Source organism: Citrobacter sp. CK199 (assembly GCF_030333285.1).
Taxonomy (GTDB): domain Bacteria; phylum Pseudomonadota; class Gammaproteobacteria; order Enterobacterales; family Enterobacteriaceae; genus Citrobacter_B; species Citrobacter_B koseri.
In genome coordinates this window covers 1-25,145 of the sequence record NZ_JAOWGF010000021.1, presented here as the reverse complement: position 1 = coordinate 25,145, position 25,145 = coordinate 1, and the positions used below count along the sequence as shown (strand labels likewise).

Genomic DNA, 25,145 nt, shown 5'->3' with positions numbered 1-25,145 from the left:
GGATTAACGTGTGCCGTAGACGACGATGGTCTTACCGTGAGCGGAGATCAGATTCTGATCTTCGAGCATTTTCAGAATACGCCCCACGGTTTCACGGGAGCAGCCAACGATCTGGCCGATCTCCTGACGGGTGATTTTGATCTGCATGCCATCCGGGTGAGTCATCGCGTCAGGTTGTTTCGCCAGGTTCAGCAGGGTCTGAGCGATACGGCCCGTTACGTCGAGGAAGGCGAGGTTACCGACTTTCTCAGATGTCACTTGCAGACGGCGAGCCATCTGGGAAGACAGGCGCATCAGAATATCCGGGTTTACCTGGATCAACTGACGGAATTTCTTGTAAGAAATTTCAGCGACTTCACAGGCCGTTTTGGCACGTACCCAGGCACTGCGTTCCTGACCCTCTTCAAACAGGCCCAGTTCGCCAATAAAATCGCCCTGATTCAGATAAGAAAGGATCATTTCTTTCCCTTCTTCATCTTTGATCAACACTGCCACTGAGCCTTTAACGATGTAGTACAACGTTTCCGCTTTTTCACCCTGGTGAATCAGCGTGCTCTTCGATGGGTACTTATGAATGTGGCAATGAGACAAGAACCATTCGAGAGTCGGGTCTGTTTGCGGTTTGCCAAGCACCATGCGCGGTTATCCTCTGTTATAAGCTGTCTCCAGAGCCAGAACACGACACTGCCTCTGGGTTTGCAAAAATAGGTTTCCCGAATTCCTGGGAAGGGGGCTGTCGAAAATGTACTGCAGCCTGAATGTGATGTCCTCTGCATACATGCAGTACGTCAATGTATTACTGTAGCATCCCGACTGTTTTAGCATAGCTTTCGCCGTGTGTCTCCTGGTGTCTCGCTTCAGCATGACGCAGGTCGCCTTCCGTTGCGAGATTTGTTATGTGCGCGTAATCTGTCAGGAAAATTGACACATTGGAGTTCCGAATATGCAAGCGCGTGTAAAGTGGGTTGAAGGGTTAACCTTTCTGGGAGAGTCTGCCTCCGGCCACCAGGTTTTAATGGATGGCAACTCCGGTGATAAAGCGCCAAGTCCGATGGAAATGGTGCTGATGGCCGCAGGCGGTTGTAGCGCAATCGACGTGGTTTCTATTTTGCAGAAAGGGCGTCAGGATGTGACGAATTGCGAAGTGAAGCTGACGTCCGAACGTCGTGAAGAAGCGCCGCGCCTGTTTACGCATATCAATCTGCATTTCATTGTGACCGGTAATGACCTGAAAGACGCGGCGGTTGCGCGGGCGGTCGATCTTTCGGCTGAGAAGTATTGCTCAGTGGCGCTGATGCTGGAAAAAGCGGTGAATATTACCCATTCGTATGAAGTGATTGCGGCGTGATGCCGGTTGCCTGATGGCGCTACGCTTATCAGGCCTACGAATTCGCACCCTGTAGGCCGGATAAGCGTAGCGCCATCCGGCATATATCAAACGCACCTTGTAGGCCGGATAAGGCGTCAGCCGCCATCCGGCAAACATCGAACAGATTATTCGATTTTCTTCCCTTCCATCAGTCGCTGAACCAGCGGCAACATGATCAGCTCCATCGCCAGCCCCATTTTGCCGCCCGGCACCACGAGCGTATTGATATGGGAAATAAACGACCCCTGCAACATCGCCAGCAGCCACGGGAAATCAATCCCTTCCAGATTTCTGAAATGAATGACCACAAAACTTTCGTCCAGCGAAGGAATGCCTTTCGCGGCGAAGGGATTGGAGGTGTCGACGGTGGGCACGCGCTGGAAGTTAATGTGGGTGCGGGAAAACTGCGGCGTAATGAAATTAATGTAGTCATCCATTGAGCGGACAACGGAATCCATCACCGCCTCGCGGGAGTGGCCGCGCTCGCTGGTATCGCGAATCAGCTTTTGAATCCACTCCAGGTTGACGATCGGCACTACGCCGACCAGCAGATCGACATGACGTGCGACATCATGCTGCGGCGTTACCACGCCGCCGTGCAGCCCTTCGTAAAACAGCACATCGGTGGGTTCCGGCAGCGGCTGCCACGGGGTAAACGTCCCCGGCACCTGATTCCACGGCACGGCTTCATCGTAGGTATGAAGATACTTACGCGCCTGGCCTTTGCCCGTCTGTCCGTATTCAATAAAGGTTTGTTCCAGCAGGCTGAAGTCGTTGGCTTCAGGGCCGAAATAGCTGATATGCCGCCCGGCGTCGCGCGCTTTGCGGATCGCCATGTCCATTTCGGGGCGTGTGTAACGATGAAAACTGTCGCCTTCCACCTCGGCTGCGCGCAGATTTAACTGCGCGAAAATTTTTCGAAACGCGAGGCTGGTGGTCGTGGTCCCCGCGCCGCTGGACCCTGTTACCGCAATCACCGGATGTTTGGCAGACATAACAACTCCATGAATCAACAAAAGTTTTAGTATAGTCGGCCGTCAGCGGCGGATTATTCGCGAAACTGTCCACGCGGCATAATGTTGACCGTCTCGTGCAGTTCAGACCACACCAGAACAGCTTCTCCGCACTGTAGCTGTCGTTTGACGTCGGCGACCTTTTGCTCAAGCGAACGTTCATGTTCACCATAATCGGTGCCTTCACGCAACACAAAGCTTTCGATCAAATTGTCCAGCGTCTCAGAAGACAGCTCTTGCCAGGGGATCATCATGATGACGCCTCCAGATACGTTGTCAGCCAGTCGGGAATCCGCGACTCCAGCCACATTTCCGGGCGACGCAGCGTCCCGCCGATAAATCCAACATGCCCGCCATGCTCGGTGAGCTGATACTCCACCAGCGGCGGCAGATTTTCCGGTTTCGGGATCACATGATGATCCATAAACGGATCGTCTTTCGCGTGGATGATGAGCGTCGGTTTGGCGATCTGGTTGAGCATCGGCATGGCGCTACATTGACGATAATAGTCTATCGCGTCGGCAAAGCCGTGAATTTTCGCGGTGATCAGATCGTCAAATTCACGGAGCCGGCGCACGGATTTGAGTTGCGCCAGATTAATCGGCAGTGTGCCGGGGTATGCCGCCAGCTTGCGCGCGGCGTTGGCCTTCAGCAGATTGAGCAGATAGCGCTGATAAACGCGGGAAAACCCTTTTTCCATATGATAGCTGCACGCTTCCAGCACGAAGGGGGCGGAAACGATGACCGCCGCGTCAATTGGGATCTCGCGGCCTTCTTTCGCCAGCAGACACGCCAGCATATTTCCGCCGAGCGAATAGCCGACGGCGGCGGTGGGGACGGCGCCAAACTCGCGCTGTAGCCAGTGTAAAAACCAGGTGCCGTCTTCCGTTTCGCCGGAGTGATAAATGCGGTTCAGCCGGTTCGGTTCACCGCTACAGCCGCGAAAGTGCATGACCACGCCCAGCCAGCCGCGCTTTTGCGCCGCTTCAATCAGCCCGTGAGCGTACGGGCTGTTCAGGCTGCCTTCCAGGCCGTGAAAAACCACCAGACGCGGTTTGTGCTTCGCGTGCTGCGGATCTTCACTCCAGGCCAGATCGATAAAATCGCCGTCTGGTAATTCCAGACGCTGCCAGTGCGCATCGAACTTCACCTTGCGGCGGATGAGTCGCGGCAGCATGGTTTGCAGGTGACGGTTGCGGATACCGCGCATTGGCACGAACTCCGCACTATCGTGACCGGTGATATCAAGGTCGGGGGAGGTTATTTGAGTCATAAATTATGCGATGTTTTTTTAAATCTGCCGCCTACTATACCGTCACTTTCCCCTGGTGTTTATGAAAATGAGGCAAGGGGAGCGGATTTACACCTTCCTGACGCTGATCTTAATCACAATTCATTACTCAAATTATTACTCTCAGGCTAATGATTCCTCTCTACGCTTAATTGATGACTTTCTCACCAGGGCGCACACTCTTTCCAGTGTTAAGCAATCAAAATGATTAGCTGAATCAGGAGGTTAATAATGTTATCTGGGCAAACGCCAGCACGAGTCTGGAACACGCGCCGCACCGAGAAGCAGCGGCGTCTGGCTTCTGTTCCGGTGCAGGGCAAGGTGCTGCCAACCGCAGACCTGACCGCAATGCTGGAAAAACTGATCGCGCCGGGTGACCGCGTGGTATTAGAAGGGAATAACCAGAAGCAGGCAGATTTCCTGTCCCGCATGCTGGCGGAGGTCAACCCGCAGATAGTGCATGACCTGCATATGATCATGCCAAGCGTTGGGCGCAGCGAGCATCTCGATATCTTCGAAAAGGGTATCGCCCGCAAGCTGGACTTCTCTTTTTCCGGTACCCAAAGTCTGCGCATCTCGCAACTGCTGGAAGATGGCCTGCTGGAAATTGGCGCCATCCACACCTACATCGAACTTTATTCCCGTCTTTACGTCGACCTGGCGCCAAACGTGGCGCTGATTGCCGGTTACAAAGCTGACCGCAAAGGCAACCTCTACACCGGGCCGAGTACCGAAGATACCCCGGCGCTGGTGGAAGCCGCCGCATTCCACGATGGCATCGTTATCGCACAGGTGAATGAGCTGGTGGACGACGAGTGCGACTTGCCGCGCGTCGATATTCCGGGCTCGTGGATCGACTACGTGGTGGTTGCCGACAAACCGTTCTTTATCGAACCGCTGTTCACTCGCGACCCGCGCCTGATCAAACAGGAACATATCCTGATGGCGATGATGGCCATTAAAGGCATCTACGCAGAGCACCAGGTGCAGTCGCTGAACCACGGTATCGGCTTCAACACCGCCGCTATTGAACTGCTGCTGCCGACCTGGGGCGAGCAACTCGGTCTGCGCGGCAAAATCTGTAAACACTGGACGCTGAACCCGCATCCGACGCTGATCCCGGCGATTGAAAGCGGCTGGGTGGAAAGTGTGCACTGCTTCGGCGGCGAGCTGGGGATGGAGGAGTACATCCGCGCCCGTCCTGACGTGTTCTTTACCGGCGCCGACGGCTCCATGCGTTCTAACCGCGCCTTCTGTCAGTTGGCGGGTCAGTACGCGGTCGATATGTTTATCGGCTCCACGTTGCAGGTTGATGGCCTGGCTAACTCCTCAACGGTGACTCGCGGTCGTCTGTCCGGCTTCGGCGGCGCGCCAAACATGGGCCACGATCCGCACGGTCGCCGTCACGCTACCCCGGCCTGGCTGAACATGATCACCGAACCTGATCCCATGCAGCGCGGTAAAAAACTGGTGGTGCAGATGGTGGAAACTTTCCAGGCAGGCGTGAAACCGACTTTCGTGGAAAAACTGGATGCGGTTGATGTAGCGAAAGCCTCCGGTATGCCGCTGGCGCCGGTGATGATCTACGGCGACGACGTGACCCACGTTCTGACCGAAGAAGGTATCGCTTATCTCTACCGGGCGGAAAGTCTGGAAGAGCGCCGCGCGATGGTTGCGGCGGTGGCTGGTATTACCGACATCGGTCTGGGCGTAGACGCCCGGCGCGTCGCCGAACTGCGTCAGAGCGGCAAGGTGGTTTACCCGGAAGATATGGGCATTCGTCGTACCGACGCCACCCGTTCTCTGCTGGCGGCCGGCAGTGTTGCCGACCTGGTGGAATGGTCCGGGGGGCTCTACAACCCACCTGCGAAATTTCGGAGCTGGTAATGAAACTTCTGCCCCGGATTCAGGTTGAAGGCGGCGCCGAATGGCTGGCGCGAACCGCCACGCAGTGTCTGATCGACGAAGCACGATTAAGCCCGAAGCCCGGTCTGGTGGACAGTCGGGGGAACGGCGCGCACCACGATTTATCGCTTGCGCTGATGGAGCGCTCGGCGCACAGCCTGACCTCCACGTTTCAGGCGCTGGCGCAACAAAGCTGGCGGCGTCCGGCTGATATTGCGCTCAGACAAACCATAGGGCGACTCGGTCGCGAAGGCGAGCAGCAGATGATGGCGGCAACGGGCGGCGTGAACACCCACCGTGGCGCGATTTGGGCGCTAGGGCTGTTGGTGAGCGCCGTGGCGATGCACGGCGGCGCGGGCAGGGCGCAGCAGGTGACGGCAACCGCCGCCGAACTGGCAAAACTGCCGGATGACGCCGCGCCGAAAGTCTTCAGTAAAGGGCTGCGCGCCACCCATCGTTATCGCGTACCGGGCGCCAGAGAAGAGGCACAGCAGGCGTTTCCACACATTATGCAGCGTGCGCTGCCGCAGCTTCGGCTAAGCCGACAGAACGGCAGCAGCGAAATGCACGCCCGGCTGGATGCGCTGATGGCCATCATGACCTCACTGACCGACACCTGCGTACTTTCTCGCGCCGGGATGGAGGGGCTGGATGCCATGCAGCATGGCGCGCGCGCCGTTCTCCATGCGGGCGGCAGCGCGCACCCGGCAGGGGCGCAGGCGCTGGCCCGTTTAGACCGTCAGATGCTGGCGCTGAACGCCTCGCCGGGCGGCGCGGCGGACTTGCTCGCCGCCACCCTGTTTCTCGATCGCGTCGAAACGTCTTATTCAAAGCATTAAGAGGATGTTATGGAAAAAATCACATTGACCGTGCCAGCCAGCCGCGCGTTACGCGGCAGGGCGCTGGCAGGGGTTGTCGGCTCCGGGGATATGGAGGTGTTATTCACCGCCGACCAGGGCCAGACGTTAACCATTGATATCACCACTTCCGTCGATAACAGCCGCAGCCGCTGGGAAGCGCTGTTTACCCGTCTGCAAACGGTCAGCAGCCTGCCGGCAGGCAAACTGACCATCCACGACTTCGGCGCGACGCCGGGCGTAGCGCGCATTCGTATCGAACAGGTATTTGAAGAGGTGAGCTATGCGTGATGACCGCAGTTTTATCGAATTAAAAGCGCGTCAGCGCGCCCATGCGCTGCTGGATGAAGGCAGCTACCGCGAACTGCTCGACCCGTTTGAAGGCGTGATGTCGCCGTGGCTGGGCGCGCAGGGCATCGTGCCGCAGGCCGATGACGGCATGGTCGTGGCGAAAGGCACTATTAACGGCAAACCGGCGGTGGTTGTGGCGATTGAGGGCGCATTCCAGGGCGGCAGCATGGGCGAAGTGTCCGGCGCTAAAATGGCGGCGGCGCTGGAGCTGGCGGCGGAAGATAACCGTAACGGCATTCCGACGCAGGCGGTGTTGAGCCTGGAAACCGGCGGCGTGCGTTTGCAGGAAGCCAACCTCGGCCTGGCGGCGATTGCCGACATCCACGCGGCGATTGTTGACCTGCGTCGTTACACCCCGGTGGTCGGCATTGTGGCCGGGACTGTCGGCTGCTTCGGCGGGATGTCTATCGCCGCTGCGCTGTGTAGCTATCTGATTGTCACCCGCGAAGCGCGTCTGGGTCTGAACGGCCCGCAGGTTATCGAACAGGAAGCCGGGATTGAAGAGTATGACTCCCGTGACCGCCCGTTTATCTGGAGCATGACCGGTGGCGAAGTGCGCTATCAAAGCGGGCTGGTGGATGCGCTGGTTGGCGATGGCGTCAACGCGGTGAAAGCGGCGATGAACGATGCGCTGGCGAAAGGCGTTCCGGCAAAACACCGCACCGATAACTACGACGATTATCTGAACCGTCTGAGCCATTTCGACACCCGCAAACAGGCCGATTCAGAACAGATTAACGCGCTCTTTGCCCGGGAGGTGAAATGATGAGTAACGTAATAAGCCGTGGCGAGTTATGGCTGCAAGCCCTCGTACCGAACGCCAGACGGCTCGAAGGGCTGTGCCCCTCCGTGCAGGCCGCAGACGGTGAGCTGAACGGTGAAACGGCGCGCTTTATCGCGGTAGTGCCGGATGCTAACAACCATTACCCACGCGCCGCAAAAGGCGAGGTTGGTCTGCTGGAAGGCTGGACGCTTGCAAAAGTGGTCAGCGAAACCGTGGCTGCCGATGCTGACAACGCTGTTAAGCGCCCGATCGTGGCGGTGATTGATGTGCCCAGCCAGGCCTACGGTCGCCGTGAAGAGGGATTTGGTATTCACCAGGCGCTGGCCGGTGCGGCAGCGGCGTATGCCAATGCGCGTCTGGCAGGGCATCCGGTGATTGGCCTTATCGTCGGCAAGGCGATGTCCGGCGCGTTTCTGGCGCACGGTTATCAGGCCAACCGCCTGATTGCCTTCAACGACAAAGGCGTGCTGATCCATGCGATGGGAAAAGAGTCTGCGGCACGTATCACCCTGCGTACCGTCGAGTCGCTGGAAAAACTGGCGGCCACCATTCCGCCGATGGCGTACGACATCAGTAACTACGCCACGCTGGGACTGCTCTCCAGTCTGCTGGATATCAGTAATCCAGATGCTCCTTCGGCAAACGATCTGACGTTGGTGACGGCTACTCTGCAACAGGCCATCAGCGATGCTCGTCAGGAGCCGACGCTGAAAAATCGTCTGGGTGCCGACAATCGTCGTAGTTCTGCTCTTGTACGCGAACGCATGCGGGCGAGCTGGTAAGTAAAAGAGACCTGCCAGATGCATAACCCCACGGGCGCGCCCGTTGCGTCCGTGAGGCGACCTGCATCCTGAAAATAATAATCATCGCGTCCGTGCTAACTCTTTTATTCATTACAGGTGATTTATGACTTACGTGATTGTTCATGCTCTTGCACCGATTTTTGTCATCATGTTGCTGGGGTTCTGGGCCGGGAAGGCCAAAATGGTTGATAACAAGAATGTTTCCCTGCTCAACATTTTCGTCATGGATTTTGCACTCCCCGCTGCGCTGTTTAGCGCCACGGTACAAACGCCCTGGACGGGTATTGTCGCGCAGTCGCCGCTGATTCTGGTGCTGACGCTGGCGATGTGGATCACCTACGCCGCTATCTATTTTCTGGCAACGAAGGTATTTAAAAAATCACCGCAGGATGCGGCCGTGCTGACCCTGACCGTCGCTCTGCCAAACTACGCCGCGCTTGGCCTGCCGATTCTCGGTAGCGTGCTGGGCGAAGGGCCGTCAACGTCGCTCTCCGTCGCGGTTTCCATCGCCTGCGGTTCTGTGCTGATGACGCCGTTCTGCCTGCTGATTCTGGAGCGTGAGAAGGCGCGTGCGGAAGGCGGCAACTCAGGTTCTACTCTGTCGATGCTGCCGGTGCTGATGTGGCGTTCAATCAAGAAACCGATCGTGATGGGGCCGCTGCTGGGGGTTATTCTCTCTGCTATCGGTATCAAGATGCCGGAGCTGGTGCTGGCGGCGATCAAACCGCTGGGCCTGTCCGCCACTGCGGCGGCGCTGTTCCTGACCGGGGTGATTCTTTCTGCGCGTAAGTTGCAGATCAACACGATGGTTATTACCTCCACCATTGCCAAGCTGCTGATTCAACCGGCGATCGCCTGGGGGATCGTGCTGATTTTCGGTCTGCATGGCTCGGTGGCGATCACCGCTATCCTGATGATTGCGCTGTCTGCCGGTTTCTTCGGCGTGGTGTTCGGTAATCGCTTCGGCGTGCAGTCGCCGGATGCAGAAGCCGTGCTGCTGCTAAGCTCGGTCCTGTGTATCCTGTCGCTGCCGTTGTTTATCTCGTTGACTTCAGGACTCTAAAGCATGAACACAACATTACGCCCCCACGATCTTATCTGGCTTAACGCGCGGAGCGCGCTGGAAGGTGTCACGGAATCCTGGGTGGATGACGTCTGGCATACCCGCCTGCCGGTGGTGGTACGGCGTGATGTTGATGCGCAGGGGCGCATTCCCGTCGGCGTTCGCGGCATAAAGCGCGACCAGCGCGCGGCGGGCTGGGCTCAACCGGACGCCATTACCCGCGTCTGTACGCCGGAATCGCTGGTTGACCCACAGACGCTGCTGCGCTCGCCCTTTATCTCGCAGCCACCGGTTCAGGTGGCTTTATTACTGACGCAACAGGCATGGCCGTGGACGTGGGGGATTACCGGCAGTACCGGTTACGCGCTGGCGACCGGGCTCCCGGTGATCCACGCCGCAAGCGATCTGGATTTGCTGATTCGCGCCCGGCAGCCGCTCTCTCGCGAGCTGCTGGAGAAATGGCGGCAGCAACTGACGGGCGGGCTTTGCCGTGCGGATACCCAGGTGGAAACGCCACACGGCGCGTTTGCGCTGAACGAATGGCTGCGCGATGGCAAAGCGCTGTTAAAAACGTCGCAGGGGCCGCGGCTGGTCAGCGACCCGTGGCGCAGGGAGGAGTAAATGAAAATCCTGTTTACCTTTCCGGGACAGGGGACGCAGCATGCAGGTATGCTGCAAAACCTTCCGGGAACGGAGTTAGCGCTGGCGCGCGAGGTGCTGGGGGCGGAGGCGAATACGCTTGATACCCCGGACGCGCTGCAACACACCCGGGCGGTACAGCTTGCTTTGCTGATTGCCGGGGTGGCGTGGGCGCGCGAGCTGGAACGTCGCGGCGTCGCGCCGGATATTGTCAGCGGCCTGTCCATCGGCGCGTATCCAGCGGCGGTGATCGCCGGAGCGCTGGAGTTTACCGACGCGCTGACGCTGGTGGCCCTGCGCGGTGATTTGATGGAGCAGGCGTATCCGCACGGTTACGGCCTGACGGCGATTATGGGGCTGACCTTGCCGCAGGTGGAGTCGCTGGTTGCAGGCAGTGGAACCTTTATCGCTAACCTGAATGCGGAAACCCAGATTGTGATTGCCGGTAGCGATGAGGCGATGGCGGATGTTGCGAAGCGGGCGCTGGATAAAGGCGCGAGTAAAGCCCACCGTCTGGCGGTGAGCGTGCCGTCGCACTGCGCTCTGCTGGCGGAACCGGCGCAGCGGCTGGTGGAGGCGTTCCGTCATGTGACGCTCTCCCGTCCGCGCTGTGCATACCTCAGCGGTAGTACCGGGCGCGTGCTGTGGCAGCCGGAACGTATTGCTGACGATCTGGCGATGAACATGGCGCGGACGGTGCGCTGGCAGGACGCGGCGATCTCCGCCAACGAGCGCGAGGCGCGGCTGGCGATTGAAATGCCGCCCGGCGGCGTGTTGACCTGCTTAACGCGACAGGCGGAGTGGGAAGGTGAGTCTGTTTCGCTGGAGCGCAGCGGGGTGGATGTCGCGGTGCATCTGGCAAAACGGCTTAGAGGCTAGTGCGGTTGCCCGATGGCGCTGCGCTTATCGGGCCTACGGCTCGCACCCGTTGTAGGCCGGATAAGGCGCGTAGCGTCGCCATCCGGCGATCCCGGTCAACATGCAACCCCCGTAGGCCGGATAAGGCGCGCAGCGTCGCCATCCGGCGATCAGGCGCCCGGATTAAGGCTACGCGCGTACATGCGCCCTTCGGCGGCCAGCGCCAGCAGATTAGGGTCGCGCTCGCGGTTGCGGGCGAAGACAATGGCGATGAGCTGCTGCATCTGGTACGGCTGCGACAGCTTCAGCAACTGTACGGAATTCTCGTACATCTTCTTCATGCGTCCCGGCATCAGAGTGAAACCGACGCCCGCCTGCACCAGACTGAGCATCGAAAAGATGTCGTTCACACGGGTGACAATCTCTGGTTCAAACCCGGCAATATGAAAGGCTTCCTGGAAGCCCGCATAGGTGGCAAAGCCTTCCGCCAGTGAGACAAACTTCTGATCCCGGTAATCACGCAGATCGGCGGGCGAGGAGGTGTCAAGCGTCGCCGTCGCCGGTGCGGCGAGATAAATATCGTCATGAAACAGCGGCAGCACTTCCAGACTGTTGCGATCGATAGCGCTTTCTGAAATGGAGATCAGGATCGCATCCAGCATTCCGTCTTCCAGCATTCTCAGCAGCGCTTCGTTGGAGCCCATTGTCAGATCCAGTTCGAGATCCGGTCGGCGCAGTTTCATCCCCATGATCAGATGCGGGACGGTTTCCAGCGTCAGAGAGTAGAGCGTACCCACGCGCAGACGCCCCTGGCCGATCCCTGCCGTTTTGCGCGCCTCTTCCAGCCCGCGCGCCATCAACTGGCTGACCTCCTGGCAATACTCCAGCAGCGTCCACGCCGCCGGTTGCGGGATCAGATTACGTCCTTTATGCACGAACAGCGGACAGCGAACATTCTCTTCCAGCGTATGCAGTGCGCGATGAACGCTGACCCCGCTGATATCCAGCGCCTCCGCCGTCCGGGCAATATTGCCTTTCTCCATAAACGTCATGAAGATGCTTAACTTGCGAAAGGTGATATCGTTGGTTATCAGCGGATTCATCGTCATATTCCCGAAGTTAGTCGGCCAGCATCTGCTCAAGCTGTTCCTGCGCTTCCAGCCAGGCCATCTCGCACTCTTCCAGCCCGGATTTGGCGCTGGCCTGCTGTTGCAGGCATTCTGTCAGTTCCGCTTTGCGGCTCTGGTCGTACAGTTCGCTGTCGCCCAGTTTTTCTTCCGCTTGCGCCAGTTTTGCGTTCAGCTTTTCCATCTCTTTTTCCAGACGGGCGATCTCTTTACGCAGCGGCTGGGTCTGGGCACGCAGTTCGGCTTCGCGACGCTTCTGATCCTTACGCGCCTGGGCGCTGTTGGCATTCTCTTTCGGGGCGTCATCAGGCTGGTTTTCCTGTTTCTGCACGTCGCTCAGCCACTGCTGATAGTCTTCCAGATCGCCATCGAACGGCTCGACTTTATGGTCGTGAACCAGATAGAGATCGTCGGTGGTGGAGCGTAGCAGGTGACGGTCGTGCGAGACGACCACCAGCGCGCCTTCAAATTCGATGAGCGCTTCGGTCAGCGCCTGGCGCATATCGAGGTCAAGGTGGTTGGTCGGTTCATCAAGCAGCAGCAGATTAGGGCGCTGCCAGACGATCAATGCCAGCACCAGGCGCGCTTTTTCACCACCGGAGAAGCGACGGGTCTCTTCGCTGACCTTATCGCCCTGGAAGCCAAACCCGCCGAGGTAATCGCGCAGCTTCTGCTCCAGTTCCTGCGGCGCCAGCCGCGCCAGATGTTGCAGCGGCGATTCATCCGCTCGCAAATACTCCAGCTGATGCTGAGCGAAGTAACCGAGTTTAATACCCTTCGCCAGACCGATTTCACCGCTGGCAGGCGCAAGCTCGCCCGCCAGCAGCTTGATGAGCGTTGATTTACCGGCGCCGTTGCGCCCCAGCAACCCGATGCGTGAACCGGGCACCAGATTCAGCTTAATGGAGTCCAGAATGATGCGATCGCCATACCCGGCGCTCACTTTTTCCATTTTCAGCAGCGGGTTGGGCAGGCTTTCCGGCGCGCGGAAGCTGAAGTGGAACGGGTTATCGACATGCGCGGGGGCGATAAGCTCCATACGCTCCAGCATTTTGATACGGCTCTGCGCCTGCTTCGCTTTTGTCGCTTTGGCGCGGAAACGGTCGATATAACTTTGCAGATGCGCCACGCGCTCCTGCTGGCTCTCGTACATCGCCTGCTGCTGGGCCAACCGGGTCGCGCGCTGCACTTCAAATGCGCTGTAGTTGCCGGTGTATTCGAACAGGGTTTGCTGTTCGATATGAATGATTTTGTCTACCACCGGATCGAGGAAGTCGCGGTCGTGCGAAATCAGAATCAGAGTGCCCTGATAGCTCTTCAGCCATTTTTCCAGCCAGATAACGGCATCAAGATCGAGGTGGTTGGTCGGTTCATCGAGCAGCAGCAGGTCAGAACGGCAAATCAGCGCCTGGGCCAGGTTAAGGCGCATGCGCCAGCCACCGGAGAAGTCGCTGACCGGACGTTCAAGCTGTTCGTTGCTAAAACCGAGGCCGTGGAGCAGGCTGGCGGCGCGTGAGCGCACGGTCCAGGCGTCGATGGCGTCGAGCTTGCCGTGTACGGTGGCGATGGCGTGTCCGTCGTTACGTTCGTTGGCGTCGTGCAACTGCGCTTCCAGCTGGCGGTATTCGCGATCGCCATCAATCACGTACTCCAGAGCAGGTTGCGCAAGCGCGGGTGTTTCCTGATTCACCCACGCCAGCTGCCAGTTACCGGGAAAGGTCACGCCGCCTGCATCGGCGCTGATTTCATTTTTCAGCAATGCCAGCAGGGTAGATTTACCGCAGCCATTCTTACCCACCAGGCCGACCTTCTGTCCTGGGTTGATGGTGGCGGTGGCATTGTCCAGCAAAACGCGCACGCCGCGACGAATTTGTAACGAGGAGAAAACAATCATAAGGCGCCGTATGTTCAGACTATGTTAATTTATCATTATGATAATGTAATATGCGGGCATTCTGCCGCGCCGGAGCGCAATGGTAGCCCAAAACAATAACGATACACAAAATAACCGGGAGGGGGATGATGTCCCAGCCAGCAAAGGTACTGCTGCTGTATGCCCATCCAGAATCTCAGGACTCGGTCGCGAACCGGGTGCTGCTTAAACCGGCCATGCAACTCAGTAATGTGACGGTGCACGATCTCTACGCGCACTACCCTGATTTTTTTATCGATATCGCGCATGAGCAGGCGCTATTGCGTGAACATGACGTGATTGTTTTCCAGCATCCGCTGTATACCTATAGCTGTCCGGCGCTGCTTAAAGAGTGGTTAGACCGCGTGCTCAGCCGTGGTTTCGCCAGTGGCCCAGGGGGGAACCAACTGGCGGGAAAGTACTGGCGGAGCGTGATTACCACCGGCGAGCCGGAAAGCGCGTATCGCTACGACGCGCTGAACCGCTATCCGATGACCGATGTGCTGCGGCCGTTTGAGCTGACGGCGGCGATGTGCCGGATGCACTGGATGAGTCCGATTATTATCTACTGGGCCAGGCGACAAAGTGAGCAGGAACTGGCCAGCCACGCGAAAGCCTACGGCGAATGGCTGGCAAACCCTGTTCTGGCGGGAGGTCGCTAATGGAAGGTTCCGATTTATTGACGGCGGGGGTGATGTTTCTCTTCGCGGCGGTCGCTGCGGTGCCACTGGCATCGCGGCTGGGTATTGGCGCGGTACTGGGATATTTGCTGGCAGGGATTGCGATTGGCCCCTGGGGGCTGGGATTTATCAGCGACGTTGATGAAATCCTCCACTTTTCTGAGCTGGGCGTTGTCTTTCTGATGTTTATCATCGGCCTGGAACTCAACCCTTCCAAACTCTGGCAACTGCGTCGCTCTATCTTTGGCGTCGGGGCGGCCCAGGTGATGCTGAGCGCTGTCGTGCTGGCCGGGCTGCTGATGCTTACCGATTTCTCGTGGCAGGCGGCGGTGATCGGCGGGATTGGTCTGGCGATGTCATCGACCGCGATGGCGCTGCAACTGATGCGGGAAAAGGGGATGAACCGCAGCGAATCCGGCCAGTTGGGTTTTTCGGTGCTGCTGTTTCAGGATCTGGCGGTGATCCCCGCACTGGCGCTGGTGCCGCTGCTGGCTGGCTCGGCAGATGAACATTTTGACTGGATTAAGGTCGGCATGAAGGTGCTGGCCTTTGCCGGGATGCTGATTGGCGGTCGCTATTTGCTGCGCCCGGTGTTCCGTTTTATCGCCGATTCCGGCGTGCGTGAAGTGTTTACTGCCGCCACGCTGTTGCTGGTGCTGGGGTCTGCTTTATTTATGGATGCGCTGGGGCTGTCGATGGCGCTCGGTACGTTTATCGCAGGCGTGCTGCTGGCGGAAAGCGAATACCGTCATGAGCTGGAAACGGCCATCGATCCGTTCAAAGGGCTGCTGCTGGGGTTGTTCTTTATCTCCGTGGGGATGTCGTTAAACCTTGGCGTGCTCTATACCCACCTGTTGTGGGTAGCGGTGAGCGTCATCGTGCTGGTGGCGGTGAAAACGCTGGTGCTTTATCTGCTGGCGCGTCTGTACGGGATTCGGAGTTCGGAGCGGATGCAGTTTGCGGGCGTGCTGAGTCAGGGGGGCGAGTTCGCGTTTGTGCTCTTTTCCACCGCCTCGTCCCAGCGGCTGTTTCAGGGCGACCAGATGTCGCTGCTGCTGGTCACCGTAACGCTGTCGATGATGACCACGCCGCTGCTGATGAAGCTCGTCGATAAATGGCTCTCCAGACAGCTTAACGGCCCGGAAGAGGAAGATGAAAAGCCCTGGGTGGATGATGATAAACCGCAGGTGATTGTCGTGGGATTCGGGCGTTTTGGTCAGGTAATTGGCCGTTTGTTGATGGCGAATAAAATGCGCATCACCGTACTGGAGCGCGATATCAGCGCCGTTAACCTGATGCGAAAATATGGCTACAAAGTGTATTACGGCGATGCGACTCAGGTGGAGCTACTGCGTTCGGCGGGAGCGGAAGCGGCGGAGTCTATCGTCATTACCTGTAATGAGCCGGAAGACACCATGAAGCTGGTGGAGATATGCCGGCAGCATTTCCCGCATTTGCATATTCTTGCGCGAGCGCGCGGACGTGTGGAAGCGCATGAGTTATTACAGGCGGGTGTCACGCAGTTTTCCCGCGAGACGTTTTCCAGCGCGCTGGAACTGGGGCGTAAGACGCTGGTGTCGTTAGGGATGCACCCACACCAGGCGCAGCGTGCGCAACTGCATTTCCGTCGGCTGGATATGCGTATGCTACGGGAGCTTATTCCGATGCATACCGACATGGTGCAAATTTCTCGTGCCAGAGAGGCCAGACGCGAACTGGAGGAGATTTTCCAGCGAGAGATGCAGCAAGAGCGGCGCCAGCTGGATGGCTGGGATGAGTTTGAGTAGAGGGTAGGTATGGCGATTCGTAAACGTTTTATTGCAGGGGCGACGTGTCCGGCCTGCCAGGCGCAGGATTCAATGGCGATGTGGCGCGAAAATAATGTCGATATTGTTGAGTGTGTTAAGTGCGGTCATCAGATGCGTGAAGCCGATAAAGCGGCCCGCGAGCACGTTCGCAAAGAAGAGCAAGTGATCGGGATTTTTCATCCAGACTAGCGATATGCCGCAGGTTTTTTTAAGCTAGTGGGTACACGGGTGCAGAATTCCGCTACAATCTGCGCCACTATTCTTCCCATGCTCAGGAGATATCATGAAAGTAGCAAAAGACCTGGTGGTCAGCCTGGCCTATCAGGTACGTACAGAAGACGGTGTGTTGGTTGATGAGTCTCCGGTGAGTGCGCCGCTGGACTACCTGCATGGTCACGGTTCCCTGATCTCTGGCCTGGAAACAGCGCTGGAAGGTCACGACGTTGGCGACAAATTCGATGTGGCTGTTGGCGCGAACGACGCTTACGGTCAGTACGACGAAAACCTGGTGCAGCGCGTGCCTAAAGACGTCTTCATGGGCGTTGACGAGTTGCAGGTTGGCATGCGTTTCCTGGCGGAAACTGACCAGGGCCCGGTACCGGTAGAAATTACCGAAGTGGAAGACGACCACGTTGTGGTTGACGGTAACCACATGCTGGCTGGCCAGAACCTGAAATTTAACGTGGAAGTTGTGGCGATCCGCGAAGCGACCGAAGAAGAACTGGCTCATGGCCACGTTCACGGCGCGCACGGTCACGACCATGACCACGACCACGGTCACGACGGTTGCTGCGGCGGCCACGGCCACGATCATGACCACGGTCATGAGCATGGCAAAGGTGGTTGTGGCGGTAACGGCGGCTGTGGTTGCCATTAATCGTCTGTAATGCCTGATGGCGCTGCGCTTATCAGGGCTACAGTAGGCCGGATAAAGCGTTTACGCCGCCATCTGGCACAAAAAAGCGGGAATATCCCGCTTTTTTTACGTCTCAATAATGCGGTGGCGGTGTCTCTTCGGCCTGCGAGGCGATATTCGACGGTTGGCTGGCTTTAAGCTTCTCCGTCAGCAGGCGCAGATGATCGCGCAGTTTCGCCATCTCCATCTCGTGCGCGGTCACCGTTACGTTGAGTTCTTCAATGGTGATCTCCTGAAACGCCAGACGGCTCTCCAGTTCAGCCAGGCGAGCTTCCATCGTTATATCTTGCATGATTCACCTCTCTTGTTGTCTCCGGCACTTCTTGGGTCGCGGCGGATTCTACTGAACTTTATCGGATTACACAGCACTCATTCGCCCTCTACGAAACTAATTTAAACAAAAAGAGTCTGAAAAGGGGTGATAATAGGGCGTGTCCGTATGTTGATTTGTTCTACAACGTTTTATAGTACGCTTCTCATGTAAGTTAACCCTGGGGTGAGATGCCCCGGCCCTGGAGATATGGATGAAATCACTGTTTAAAGTAACGCTGCTGGCGACCACGATGGCCGTTGCTCTGCATGCACCGCTCACTTTCGCTGCGGACGCCGCGAAACCAGCTGCAACTGCTGACAGCAAAGCCGCGTTCAAGAATGACGACCAGAAATCTGCTTATGCGCTGGGCGCTTCGCTGGGTCGTTACATGGAAAACTCCCTGAAGGAACAAGAAAAACTGGGGATCAAACTGGATAAAGATCAGCTGATCGCGGGTGTCCAGGATGCATTTGCAGACAAGAGCAAACTGTCTGACCAGGAAATCGAGCAGACCTTGCAGGCATTTGAAGCGCGCGTGAAGACCTCCGCTCAGGCGAAGATGGAAAAAGACGCCGCTGATAACGAAGCGAAAGGTAAAGCGTTCCGCGAGAAATTTGCTAAAGAGAAAGGGGCGAAAACCTCTTCAACAGGTCTGGTTTATAAAGTAGAGAAAGCCGGTACTGGCGAAGCGCCAAAAGACAGCGACACCGTTGTGGTTAACTACAAAGGTACGCTGATCGACGGTAAAGAGTTCGATAACTCCTACACCCGTGGCGAACCGCTCTCTTTCCGTCTGGACGGCGTGATCCCAGGCTGGACTGAAGGCCTGAAGAACATTAAGAAAGGCGGTAAGATCCAGATGGTTATCCCACCGGATCTGGCCTACGGTAAAACGGGCGTTCCGGGTATTCCGGCTAACTCCACGCTGGTATTCGATGTAGAGCTGCTGGACATCAAACCGGCGCCGAAAGCCGATGCGAAACCAGACGCAGCGGCCGACGCCAAATCGACAGATGCTGCTAAAAAATAAAAACTGAGAACCGCCGCCTGTCATGGCGGCGGTTTTTTTATTGCAGGCCGGATATAATTAATACTGGAAAGCGGAACCCCCGCTGTATTAATTTAATCATCCGCGTAAATAATGAGCCTGCCCTGAAAACATAACGACAGGCTCCTGAAAAGGAGTGTTTTTTTTCATGACCAGGTCGCTTTTAACCAACGAAACCAGTGAGCTTGACTTACTGGATCAACGTCCTTTCGATCAAACCGACTTTGATATTCTGAAATCCTACGAAGCGGTGGTGGACGGGTTAGCGATGCTCATTGGTTCCCATTGTGAAATCGTATTGCACTCTTTGCAGGATTTGAAATGCTCAGCCATTCGCATTGCCAACGGTGAACACACGGGGCGCAAAATTGGCTCGCCGATCACTGACCTTGCATTGCGCATGCTGCATGATATGACGGGTGCGGATAGCAGCGTATCGAAGTGTTACTTCACACGCGCGAAAAGCGGTGTCCTGATGAAGTCAGTGACGATTGCCATTCGCAACCGCGAGCATCGCGTAATTGGTCTGCTGTGCATCAACATGAACCTTGATGTGCCGTTCTCGCAGATTATGAATACCTTTATTCCGCCGGAAACGCCGGAAGTGGGTTCCGCCGTGAACTTTGCCTCCTCGGTGGAGGATCTGGTCACTCAGACGCTGGAATTCACCATTGAAGAGGTGAATGCCGATCGCAATGTCTCTAATAACGCGAAGAATCGTCAGATTGTGCTGAATCTGTATGAGAAGGGGATCTTCGATATTAAAGATGCGATTAACCAGGTGGCTGACCGCCTGAACATCTCCAAACATACGGTCTACCTCTATATTCGTCAGTTCAAAAGCGGCGACTTCCAGGGGCAAGATAAGTAATGCGTTTTGCCATTGTGGTGACGGGGCCAGCGTACGGAACGCAGCAAGCGAGCAGCGCGTTGCAGTTTGCACATGCCTTAGTTAACGAAGGGCATGAGTTGAGCAGCGTCTTTTTCTACCGGGAAGGCGTGTATAACGCCAACCAGTTGACCTCTCCGGCCAGCGATGAATTCGACCTGGTGCGCGCATGGCAGCAGTTGGGCGCGCAGCATGGCGTCGCGTTGAATATCTGCGTTGCGGCGGCGCTACGTCGCGGCATTGTGGATGAGACCGAAGCAAAAAGGCTGGCGCTGGCATCAGCCAACTTACAGCCAGGGTTTTCGTTGAGCGGGCTTGGCGCGCTGGCGGAAGCCTCCCTGACCTGCGATCGCGTGGTGCAGTTTTGATGAAACGTATTGCTTTTGTATTTTCCACCACGCCGCACGGCAGCGCGTCGGGCCGCGAAGGACTGGATGCATTACTGGCGACGTCGGCGCTGACGGAAGAGACTGGCGTCTTTTTTATCGGCGACGGCGTTTTTCAGATTCTTTCGGGACAAACGCCTGATGTCGTGCTGGCGCGGGATTACATCGCCACCTTCAAACTGCTGGGGCTGTACGATATCGAGCAATGCTGGCTGTGCGCCGCTTCGTTGCGTGAGCGCGGTCTGGAGACGGGGGCGAGTTTCATTGTGGATGCGACGCCGCTTGAACCTGAAGCGTTGCGCGGTGAACTGGACAATTATGATGTTATCCTGAGGTTCTGACGTGACTATCCTGCATACATTACATCGTTCCGCATGGCTCAGTGACGTTTCCGCGCTTCTTCGCGTGTGCAAAGAAGGCGATGCGCTTTTATTGCTACAGGATGGCGTTACGGCGGCCATCGAAGGTAGCCGTTTCCTTGAAAGTTTGCGTAACGCCCCCATAACGGTTTACGCACTGAAAGAAGATATCGATGCTCGCGGTTTGAGCGGTCAAATTTCAGACAGTGTCGTCAGGGTTGACTATACTGACTTCGTCAGACTTGCGGTTAAGCATCCCAGCCAGATGGCCTGGTGATTGTGGGATCGTTGTATATTTCTTGACACCTTTTCGACACCGCCCTAAAATTCGGCGTCCTCATATTGTGTGAGGCCGTTTTATTACGTGTTTACGAAGCAAAAGCTAAAACCAGGAGCTATTTAATGGCAACAGTTAACCAGCTGGTACGCAAACCACGTGCTCGCAAAGTTGCGAAAAGCAACGTGCCTGCGCTGGAAGCATGCCCGCAAAAACGTGGCGTATGTACTCGTGTATATACTACCACCCCTAAAAAACCGAACTCCGCGCTGCGTAAAGTATGCCGTGTTCGTCTGACTAACGGTTTTGAAGTGACTTCCTACATCGGTGGTGAAGGTCACAACCTGCAGGAGCACTCCGTGATCCTGATCCGTGGCGGTCGTGTAAAAGACCTCCCGGGTGTTCGTTACCACACCGTACGTGGTGCGCTTGACTGCTCCGGCGTTAAAGACCGTAAGCAAGCTCGCTCCAAGTATGGCGTGAAGCGTCCTAAGGCTTAATGGTTCTCCGTTAAGTAAGGCCAAACGTTTTAACTTAAATGTCAAACTAAACTCGTAGAGTTTTGGACAATCCTGAATTAACAACGGAGTATTTCCATGCCACGTCGTCGCGTCATTGGTCAGCGTAAAATTCTTCCGGATCCGAAGTTCGGATCAGAACTGCTGGCTAAATTTGTAAATATCCTGATGGTAGATGGTAAAAAATCTACTGCCGAAACTATCGTATACAGCGCGCTGGAGACCCTGGCTCAGCGTTCTGGTAAATCTGAACTGGAAGCTTTCGAAGTAGCTCTCGAAAACGTGCGCCCGACTGTCGAAGTTAAGTCTCGCCGCGTTGGTGGTTCTACTTATCAGGTACCAGTTGAAGTCCGTCCGGTTCGTCGTAATGCTCTGGCAATGCGTTGGATCGTTGAAGCTGCTCGTAAACGCGGTGATAAATCCATGGCTCTGCGCCTGGCGAACGAACTCACTGATGCTGCAGACAACAAAGGTACTGCAGTTAAGAAACGTGAAGACGTTCACCGTATGGCAGAAGCCAACAAGGCGTTCGCACACTACCGTTGGTAATCCCTTCGGAATTTTAGTCACCAGGCGGGCGCTTCCAGCAAGCAGCCCGCTTTGGGCTACTTAAATTGAACGCCTAGAAGATAAAACGAGGAATCAAATGGCTCGTACAACACCCATCGCACGCTACCGTAACATCGGTATCAGTGCGCACATCGACGCCGGTAAAACCACTACTACCGAACGTATTCTGTTCTACACCGGTGTAAACCATAAAATCGGTGAAGTTCATGACGGCGCAGCTACCATGGACTGGATGGAGCAGGAGCAGGAGCGTGGTATTACCATCACCTCCGCAGCGACTACTGCATTCTGGTCTGGTATGGCTAAGCAGTATGAACCGCATCGCGTAAACATCATCGACACCCCGGGGCACGTTGACTTCACTATCGAAGTAGAACGTTCCATGCGTGTTCTTGATGGTGCAGTAATGGTTTACTGCGCAGTTGGTGGTGTTCAGCCGCAGTCTGAAACCGTATGGCGTCAGGCAAACAAATATAAAGTTCCGCGCATTGCGTTCGTTAACAAAATGGACCGTATGGGTGCGAACTTCCTGAAAGTTGTTGGTCAGATCAAAAGCCGTCTGGGCGCGAACCCTGTTCCGCTGCAACTGGCGATTGGCGCTGAAGAAGCGTTCACCGGTGTTGTTGACCTGGTGAAAATGAAAGCCATCAACTGGAACGAAGCAGATGCAGGCGTTACCTTCACTTACGAAGATATCCCGGCTGACATGCAGGAACTGGCTGAAGAATGGCACCAGAACCTGATCGAGTCCGCTGCGGAAGCTTCTGAAGAGCTGATGGAAAAATACCTGGGTGGCGAAGAACTGACTGAAGAAGAGATCAAAAAAGCTCTGCGTCAGCGTGTTCTGAGCAACGAAATCATCCTGGTAACCTGTGGTTCTGCATTTAAGAACAAAGGTGTTCAGGCGATGCTGGATGCGGTAATTGATTACCTGCCATCCCCGGTTGACGTACCTGCGATCAACGGTATCCTAGACGACGGTAAAGATACTCCGGCTGAGCGTCATGCTAGCGATGATGAGCCTTTCTCTGCACTGGCATTCAAAATCGCTACCGACCCGTTCGTGGGTAACCTGACCTTCTTCCGTGTGTACTCTGGTGTGGTTAACTCTGGTGATACCGTACTGAACTCCGTGAAATCTGCACGTGAGCGTTTCGGTCGTATCGTTCAGATGCACGCTAACAAACGTGAAGAGATCAAAGAAGTTCGCGCGGGCGACATCGCTGCTGCTATCGGTCTGAAAGACGTAACTACGGGTGACACCCTGTGTGACCCGGACGCGCCGATCATTCTGGAACGTATGGAATTCCCTGAGCCGGTAATCTCCATCGCAGTAGAACCGAAAACCAAAGCTGACCAGGAAAAAATGGGTCTGGCTCTGGGCCGTCTGGCTAAAGAAGACCCGTCTTTCCGCGTATGGACTGACGAAGAATCTAACCAGACCATTATCGCCGGTATGGGTGAGCTGCACCTCGACATCATCGTTGACCGTATGAAGCGTGAATTCAACGTTGAAGCGAACGTCGGTAAACCTCAGGTTGCTTACCGCGAAGCGATTCGCTCGAAAGTTACCGATATCGAAGGTAAACACGCCAAGCAGTCTGGTGGTCGCGGTCAGTACGGTCATGTTGTTATCGACATGTACCCGCTGGAGCCGGGTTCCAACCCGAAAGGCTACGAGTTCATCAACGACATCAAGGGTGGTGTAATCCCTGGCGAATACATCCCGGCCGTTGATAAAGGTATCCAGGAGCAGCTGAAAGCAGGCCCGCTGGCTGGCTATCCGGTTGTTGACATCGGTATCCGTCTGCACTTCGGTTCTTACCATGACGTTGACTCCTCTGAACTGGCGTTTAAACTGGCTGCGTCTATTGCCTTTAAAGAAGGCTTTAAGAAAGCGAAACCTGTTCTGCTTGAGCCGATCATGAAGGTTGAGGTAGAAACGCCGGAAGAGAACACCGGTGACGTAATTGGTGACTTGAGCCGTCGTCGCGGTATGCTGCGCGGTCAGGAATCCGAAGTTACTGGCGTTAAGATCCACGCTGAAGTACCGCTGTCTGAAATGTTCGGATATGCAACTCAGCTGCGTTCTCTGACCAAAGGTCGCGCATCATACACTATGGAATTCCTGAAGTATGATGATGCACCGAGCAACGTTGCTCAGGCCGTTATTGAAGCCCGTGGTAAATAATCCACAGGATTAAAACCTAAGTCCCGTGCTCTCTCCTGAAGGGGAGAGCACTATAGTAAGGAATATAGCCGTGTCTAAAGAAAAATTTGAACGTACAAAACCGCACGTTAACGTCGGCACCATCGGCCACGTTGACCATGGTAAAACTACTCTGACTGCTGCAATCACTACCGTACTGGCTAAAACCTACGGCGGTGCTGCTCGTGCATTCGACCAGATCGATAACGCGCCGGAAGAAAAAGCTCGTGGTATCACCATCAACACTTCTCACGTTGAATACGACACCCCGACTCGCCACTACGCGCACGTAGACTGCCCGGGCCACGCCGACTATGTTAAAAACATGATCACCGGTGCTGCGCAGATGGACGGCGCGATCCTGGTTGTTGCTGCGACTGACGGCCCGATGCCGCAGACCCGTGAGCACATCCTGCTGGGTCGTCAGGTAGGCGTTCCGTACATCATCGTGTTCCTGAACAAATGCGACATGGTTGATGACGAAGAGCTGCTGGAACTGGTTGAGATGGAAGTGCGTGAACTGCTGTCTCAGTACGACTTCCCGGGCGACGACACGCCGATCGTTCGTGGTTCTGCTCTGAAAGCGCTGGAAGGCGAAGCTGAGTGGGAAGCGAAAATCATCGAACTGGCTGGCTACCTGGATTCCTACATCCCGGAACCAGAGCGTGCGATTGACAAGCCGTTCCTGCTGCCGATCGAAGACGTATTCTCCATCTCCGGTCGTGGTACCGTTGTTACCGGTCGTGTAGAGCGCGGTATCATCAAAGTGGGCGAAGAAGTTGAAATCGTTGGTATCAAAGAGACTGCGAAGTCTACCTGTACTGGCGTTGAAATGTTCCGCAAACTGCTGGACGAAGGCCGTGCTGGTGAGAACGTAGGTGTTCTGCTGCGTGGTATCAAACGTGAAGAAATCGAACGTGGTCAGGTACTGGCTAAGCCGGGTTCCATCAAGCCGCACACCAAGTTCGAATCTGAAGTTTATATCCTGTCCAAAGACGAAGGCGGCCGTCATACTCCGTTCTTCAAAGGCTACCGTCCGCAGTTCTACTTCCGTACAACTGACGTGACTGGCACCATCGAACTGCCGGAAGGCGTAGAGATGGTAATGCCGGGCGACAACATCAAAATGGTTGTTACCCTGATCCACCCGATCGCGATGGACGACGGTCTGCGTTTCGCAATCCGTGAAGGCGGCCGTAC

Annotated in this window: 29 protein-coding genes; 22 read left to right on the top strand and 7 right to left on the bottom strand. The window is 56.1% G+C overall.

The window, feature by feature from the left end:
* Positions 1–3 precede the first annotated feature (3 nt).
* Complete coding sequence (crp, locus tag OGX75_RS01500) at positions 4–636, bottom strand: cAMP-activated global transcriptional regulator CRP (protein WP_000242758.1); 633 nt, start codon at positions 634–636, stop codon at positions 4–6.
* A 307-nt stretch (positions 637–943) separates the two neighbouring features.
* Between crp and OGX75_RS01495 the strand changes: the two genes are divergently transcribed.
* Positions 944–1,348 (top strand): OsmC family protein, encoded by a 405-nt coding sequence (locus OGX75_RS01495; protein WP_012135462.1) that lies wholly within the window; start codon positions 944–946, stop codon positions 1,346–1,348.
* Positions 1,349–1,494: 146 nt separating this feature from the next.
* Here OGX75_RS01495 and OGX75_RS01490 read toward each other — a convergent pair whose 3' ends face one another.
* Genes OGX75_RS01490 through OGX75_RS01480 form a run of 3 tightly spaced genes read right to left on the bottom strand, consistent with a single transcriptional unit; the run spans position 1,495 to position 3,655 of the window.
* Positions 1,495–2,364 carry a phosphoribulokinase gene (locus tag OGX75_RS01490; protein WP_012135460.1) on the bottom strand — a complete coding sequence of 290 codons (870 nt, stop codon included), beginning with the start codon at positions 2,362–2,364 and terminating at the stop codon, positions 1,495–1,497.
* Positions 2,365–2,417: 53 nt separating this feature from the next.
* The gene (locus OGX75_RS01485; protein ID WP_047460774.1) at positions 2,418–2,636 is read right to left on the bottom strand and encodes a YheU family protein; all 219 of its coding nucleotides are present in this window, start codon (positions 2,634–2,636) and stop codon (positions 2,418–2,420) included.
* A complete protein-coding gene (locus tag OGX75_RS01480) occupies positions 2,633–3,655 on the bottom strand; it encodes a hydrolase (RefSeq protein WP_012135458.1) in 1,023 nt (340 codons plus the stop codon). Before OGX75_RS01480 ends, OGX75_RS01485 begins: the two co-directional genes overlap by 4 nt.
* 249 nt (positions 3,656–3,904) lie before the next feature.
* Here OGX75_RS01480 and mdcA point away from each other — a divergent pair, with 249 nt between their 5' ends.
* The 8 genes from mdcA to mdcH all read left to right on the top strand — a co-directional run bounded on the left by mdcA (position 3,905) and on the right by mdcH (position 10,954).
* Positions 3,905–5,560, top strand: a complete 1,656-nt coding sequence (gene mdcA, locus OGX75_RS01475; protein WP_047460778.1) for a malonate decarboxylase subunit alpha — start codon at positions 3,905–3,907, stop codon at positions 5,558–5,560.
* Complete coding sequence (locus tag OGX75_RS01470; RefSeq protein ID WP_110493732.1) at positions 5,560–6,417, top strand: triphosphoribosyl-dephospho-CoA synthase; 858 nt, start codon at positions 5,560–5,562, stop codon at positions 6,415–6,417. The genes mdcA and OGX75_RS01470 overlap by 1 nt, the downstream gene beginning before the upstream one ends.
* A 9-nt stretch (positions 6,418–6,426) precedes the next feature.
* Positions 6,427–6,726, top strand: coding sequence for a malonate decarboxylase acyl carrier protein (gene mdcC / locus OGX75_RS01465; protein ID WP_047460783.1), 300 nt, complete (start codon positions 6,427–6,429; stop codon positions 6,724–6,726).
* Positions 6,719–7,552 carry a biotin-independent malonate decarboxylase subunit beta gene (locus tag OGX75_RS01460; protein ID WP_012135453.1) on the top strand — a complete coding sequence of 278 codons (834 nt, stop codon included), beginning with the start codon at positions 6,719–6,721 and terminating at the stop codon, positions 7,550–7,552. Before mdcC ends, OGX75_RS01460 begins: the two co-directional genes overlap by 8 nt.
* Positions 7,552–8,352, top strand: coding sequence for a biotin-independent malonate decarboxylase subunit gamma (gene mdcE / locus OGX75_RS01455; RefSeq protein WP_200028910.1), 801 nt, complete (start codon positions 7,552–7,554; stop codon positions 8,350–8,352). The genes OGX75_RS01460 and mdcE overlap by 1 nt, the downstream gene beginning before the upstream one ends.
* A 124-nt stretch (positions 8,353–8,476) precedes the next feature.
* Positions 8,477–9,436: an AEC family transporter gene (locus OGX75_RS01450; RefSeq protein ID WP_047460789.1), complete on the top strand. Its 960-nt coding sequence runs from the start codon at positions 8,477–8,479 to the stop codon at positions 9,434–9,436.
* A 3-nt stretch (positions 9,437–9,439) separates the two neighbouring features.
* Positions 9,440–10,057, top strand: coding sequence for a malonate decarboxylase holo-ACP synthase (locus OGX75_RS01445; protein WP_286450955.1), 618 nt, complete (start codon positions 9,440–9,442; stop codon positions 10,055–10,057).
* Positions 10,058–10,954: a malonate decarboxylase subunit epsilon gene (gene mdcH, locus OGX75_RS01440; RefSeq protein ID WP_047460795.1), complete on the top strand. Its 897-nt coding sequence runs from the start codon at positions 10,058–10,060 to the stop codon at positions 10,952–10,954.
* A 149-nt stretch (positions 10,955–11,103) separates the two neighbouring features.
* Here the strand turns inward: mdcH and OGX75_RS01435 are convergent, their stop codons facing one another.
* Positions 11,104–12,036, bottom strand: coding sequence for a LysR family transcriptional regulator (locus tag OGX75_RS01435; RefSeq protein WP_024131007.1), 933 nt, complete (start codon positions 12,034–12,036; stop codon positions 11,104–11,106).
* Between the two features lie 16 nt (positions 12,037–12,052).
* A complete protein-coding gene (locus OGX75_RS01430; protein WP_012135447.1) occupies positions 12,053–13,954 on the bottom strand; it encodes an ABC transporter ATP-binding protein in 1,902 nt (633 codons plus the stop codon).
* A 128-nt stretch (positions 13,955–14,082) separates the two neighbouring features.
* On the opposite strand from OGX75_RS01430, the gene kefG reads away from it, so the two are divergent.
* The 4 genes from kefG to slyD all read left to right on the top strand — a co-directional run bounded on the left by kefG (position 14,083) and on the right by slyD (position 17,337).
* Complete coding sequence (gene kefG / locus OGX75_RS01425; protein WP_024131006.1) at positions 14,083–14,634, top strand: glutathione-regulated potassium-efflux system ancillary protein KefG; 552 nt, start codon at positions 14,083–14,085, stop codon at positions 14,632–14,634.
* Positions 14,634–16,439 (top strand): glutathione-regulated potassium-efflux system protein KefB, encoded by a 1,806-nt coding sequence (gene kefB / locus OGX75_RS01420; RefSeq protein WP_012135445.1) that lies wholly within the window; start codon positions 14,634–14,636, stop codon positions 16,437–16,439. The genes kefG and kefB overlap by 1 nt, the downstream gene beginning before the upstream one ends.
* A 9-nt stretch (positions 16,440–16,448) precedes the next feature.
* A complete protein-coding gene (locus OGX75_RS01415; RefSeq protein WP_047460809.1) occupies positions 16,449–16,649 on the top strand; it encodes a YheV family putative zinc ribbon protein in 201 nt (66 codons plus the stop codon).
* Between the two features lie 94 nt (positions 16,650–16,743).
* Positions 16,744–17,337: a peptidylprolyl isomerase gene (slyD, locus tag OGX75_RS01410; protein WP_041851431.1), complete on the top strand. Its 594-nt coding sequence runs from the start codon at positions 16,744–16,746 to the stop codon at positions 17,335–17,337.
* A gap of 112 nt (positions 17,338–17,449) precedes the next feature.
* Here slyD and OGX75_RS01405 read toward each other — a convergent pair whose 3' ends face one another.
* Positions 17,450–17,668 (bottom strand): protein SlyX, encoded by a 219-nt coding sequence (locus tag OGX75_RS01405; protein WP_012135441.1) that lies wholly within the window; start codon positions 17,666–17,668, stop codon positions 17,450–17,452.
* Between the two features lie 232 nt (positions 17,669–17,900).
* Between OGX75_RS01405 and fkpA the strand changes: the two genes are divergently transcribed.
* The 9 genes from fkpA to tuf form a co-directional block, all read left to right on the top strand.
* Positions 17,901–18,719: an FKBP-type peptidyl-prolyl cis-trans isomerase gene (gene fkpA / locus OGX75_RS01400; RefSeq protein WP_012135440.1), complete on the top strand. Its 819-nt coding sequence runs from the start codon at positions 17,901–17,903 to the stop codon at positions 18,717–18,719.
* A gap of 166 nt (positions 18,720–18,885) precedes the next feature.
* Complete coding sequence (locus tag OGX75_RS01395; protein WP_012135439.1) at positions 18,886–19,608, top strand: helix-turn-helix transcriptional regulator; 723 nt, start codon at positions 18,886–18,888, stop codon at positions 19,606–19,608.
* Positions 19,608–19,994 carry a sulfurtransferase complex subunit TusD gene (gene tusD, locus OGX75_RS01390; RefSeq protein WP_012135438.1) on the top strand — a complete coding sequence of 129 codons (387 nt, stop codon included), beginning with the start codon at positions 19,608–19,610 and terminating at the stop codon, positions 19,992–19,994. Before OGX75_RS01395 ends, tusD begins: the two co-directional genes overlap by 1 nt.
* On the top strand, positions 19,994–20,353 hold the full coding sequence (gene tusC / locus OGX75_RS01385; RefSeq protein WP_012135437.1) for a sulfurtransferase complex subunit TusC: 360 nt from the start codon (positions 19,994–19,996) through the stop codon (positions 20,351–20,353). The genes tusD and tusC overlap by 1 nt, the downstream gene beginning before the upstream one ends.
* 7 nt (positions 20,354–20,360) lie before the next feature.
* The gene (gene tusB / locus OGX75_RS01380) at positions 20,361–20,648 is read left to right on the top strand and encodes a sulfurtransferase complex subunit TusB (protein ID WP_024131005.1); all 288 of its coding nucleotides are present in this window, start codon (positions 20,361–20,363) and stop codon (positions 20,646–20,648) included.
* A 125-nt stretch (positions 20,649–20,773) separates the two neighbouring features.
* Positions 20,774–21,148 (top strand): 30S ribosomal protein S12, encoded by a 375-nt coding sequence (gene rpsL, locus OGX75_RS01375; RefSeq protein ID WP_000246815.1) that lies wholly within the window; start codon positions 20,774–20,776, stop codon positions 21,146–21,148.
* Between the two features lie 96 nt (positions 21,149–21,244).
* Positions 21,245–21,715: a 30S ribosomal protein S7 gene (gene rpsG, locus OGX75_RS01370; protein ID WP_002920113.1), complete on the top strand. Its 471-nt coding sequence runs from the start codon at positions 21,245–21,247 to the stop codon at positions 21,713–21,715.
* A gap of 97 nt (positions 21,716–21,812) precedes the next feature.
* Positions 21,813–23,927: an elongation factor G gene (gene fusA / locus OGX75_RS01365; protein WP_012135435.1), complete on the top strand. Its 2,115-nt coding sequence runs from the start codon at positions 21,813–21,815 to the stop codon at positions 23,925–23,927.
* A 70-nt stretch (positions 23,928–23,997) separates the two neighbouring features.
* The coding region (tuf, locus tag OGX75_RS01360; protein WP_200103606.1) for an elongation factor Tu at positions 23,998–25,145 on the top strand (1,148 nt) is incomplete at its 3' end.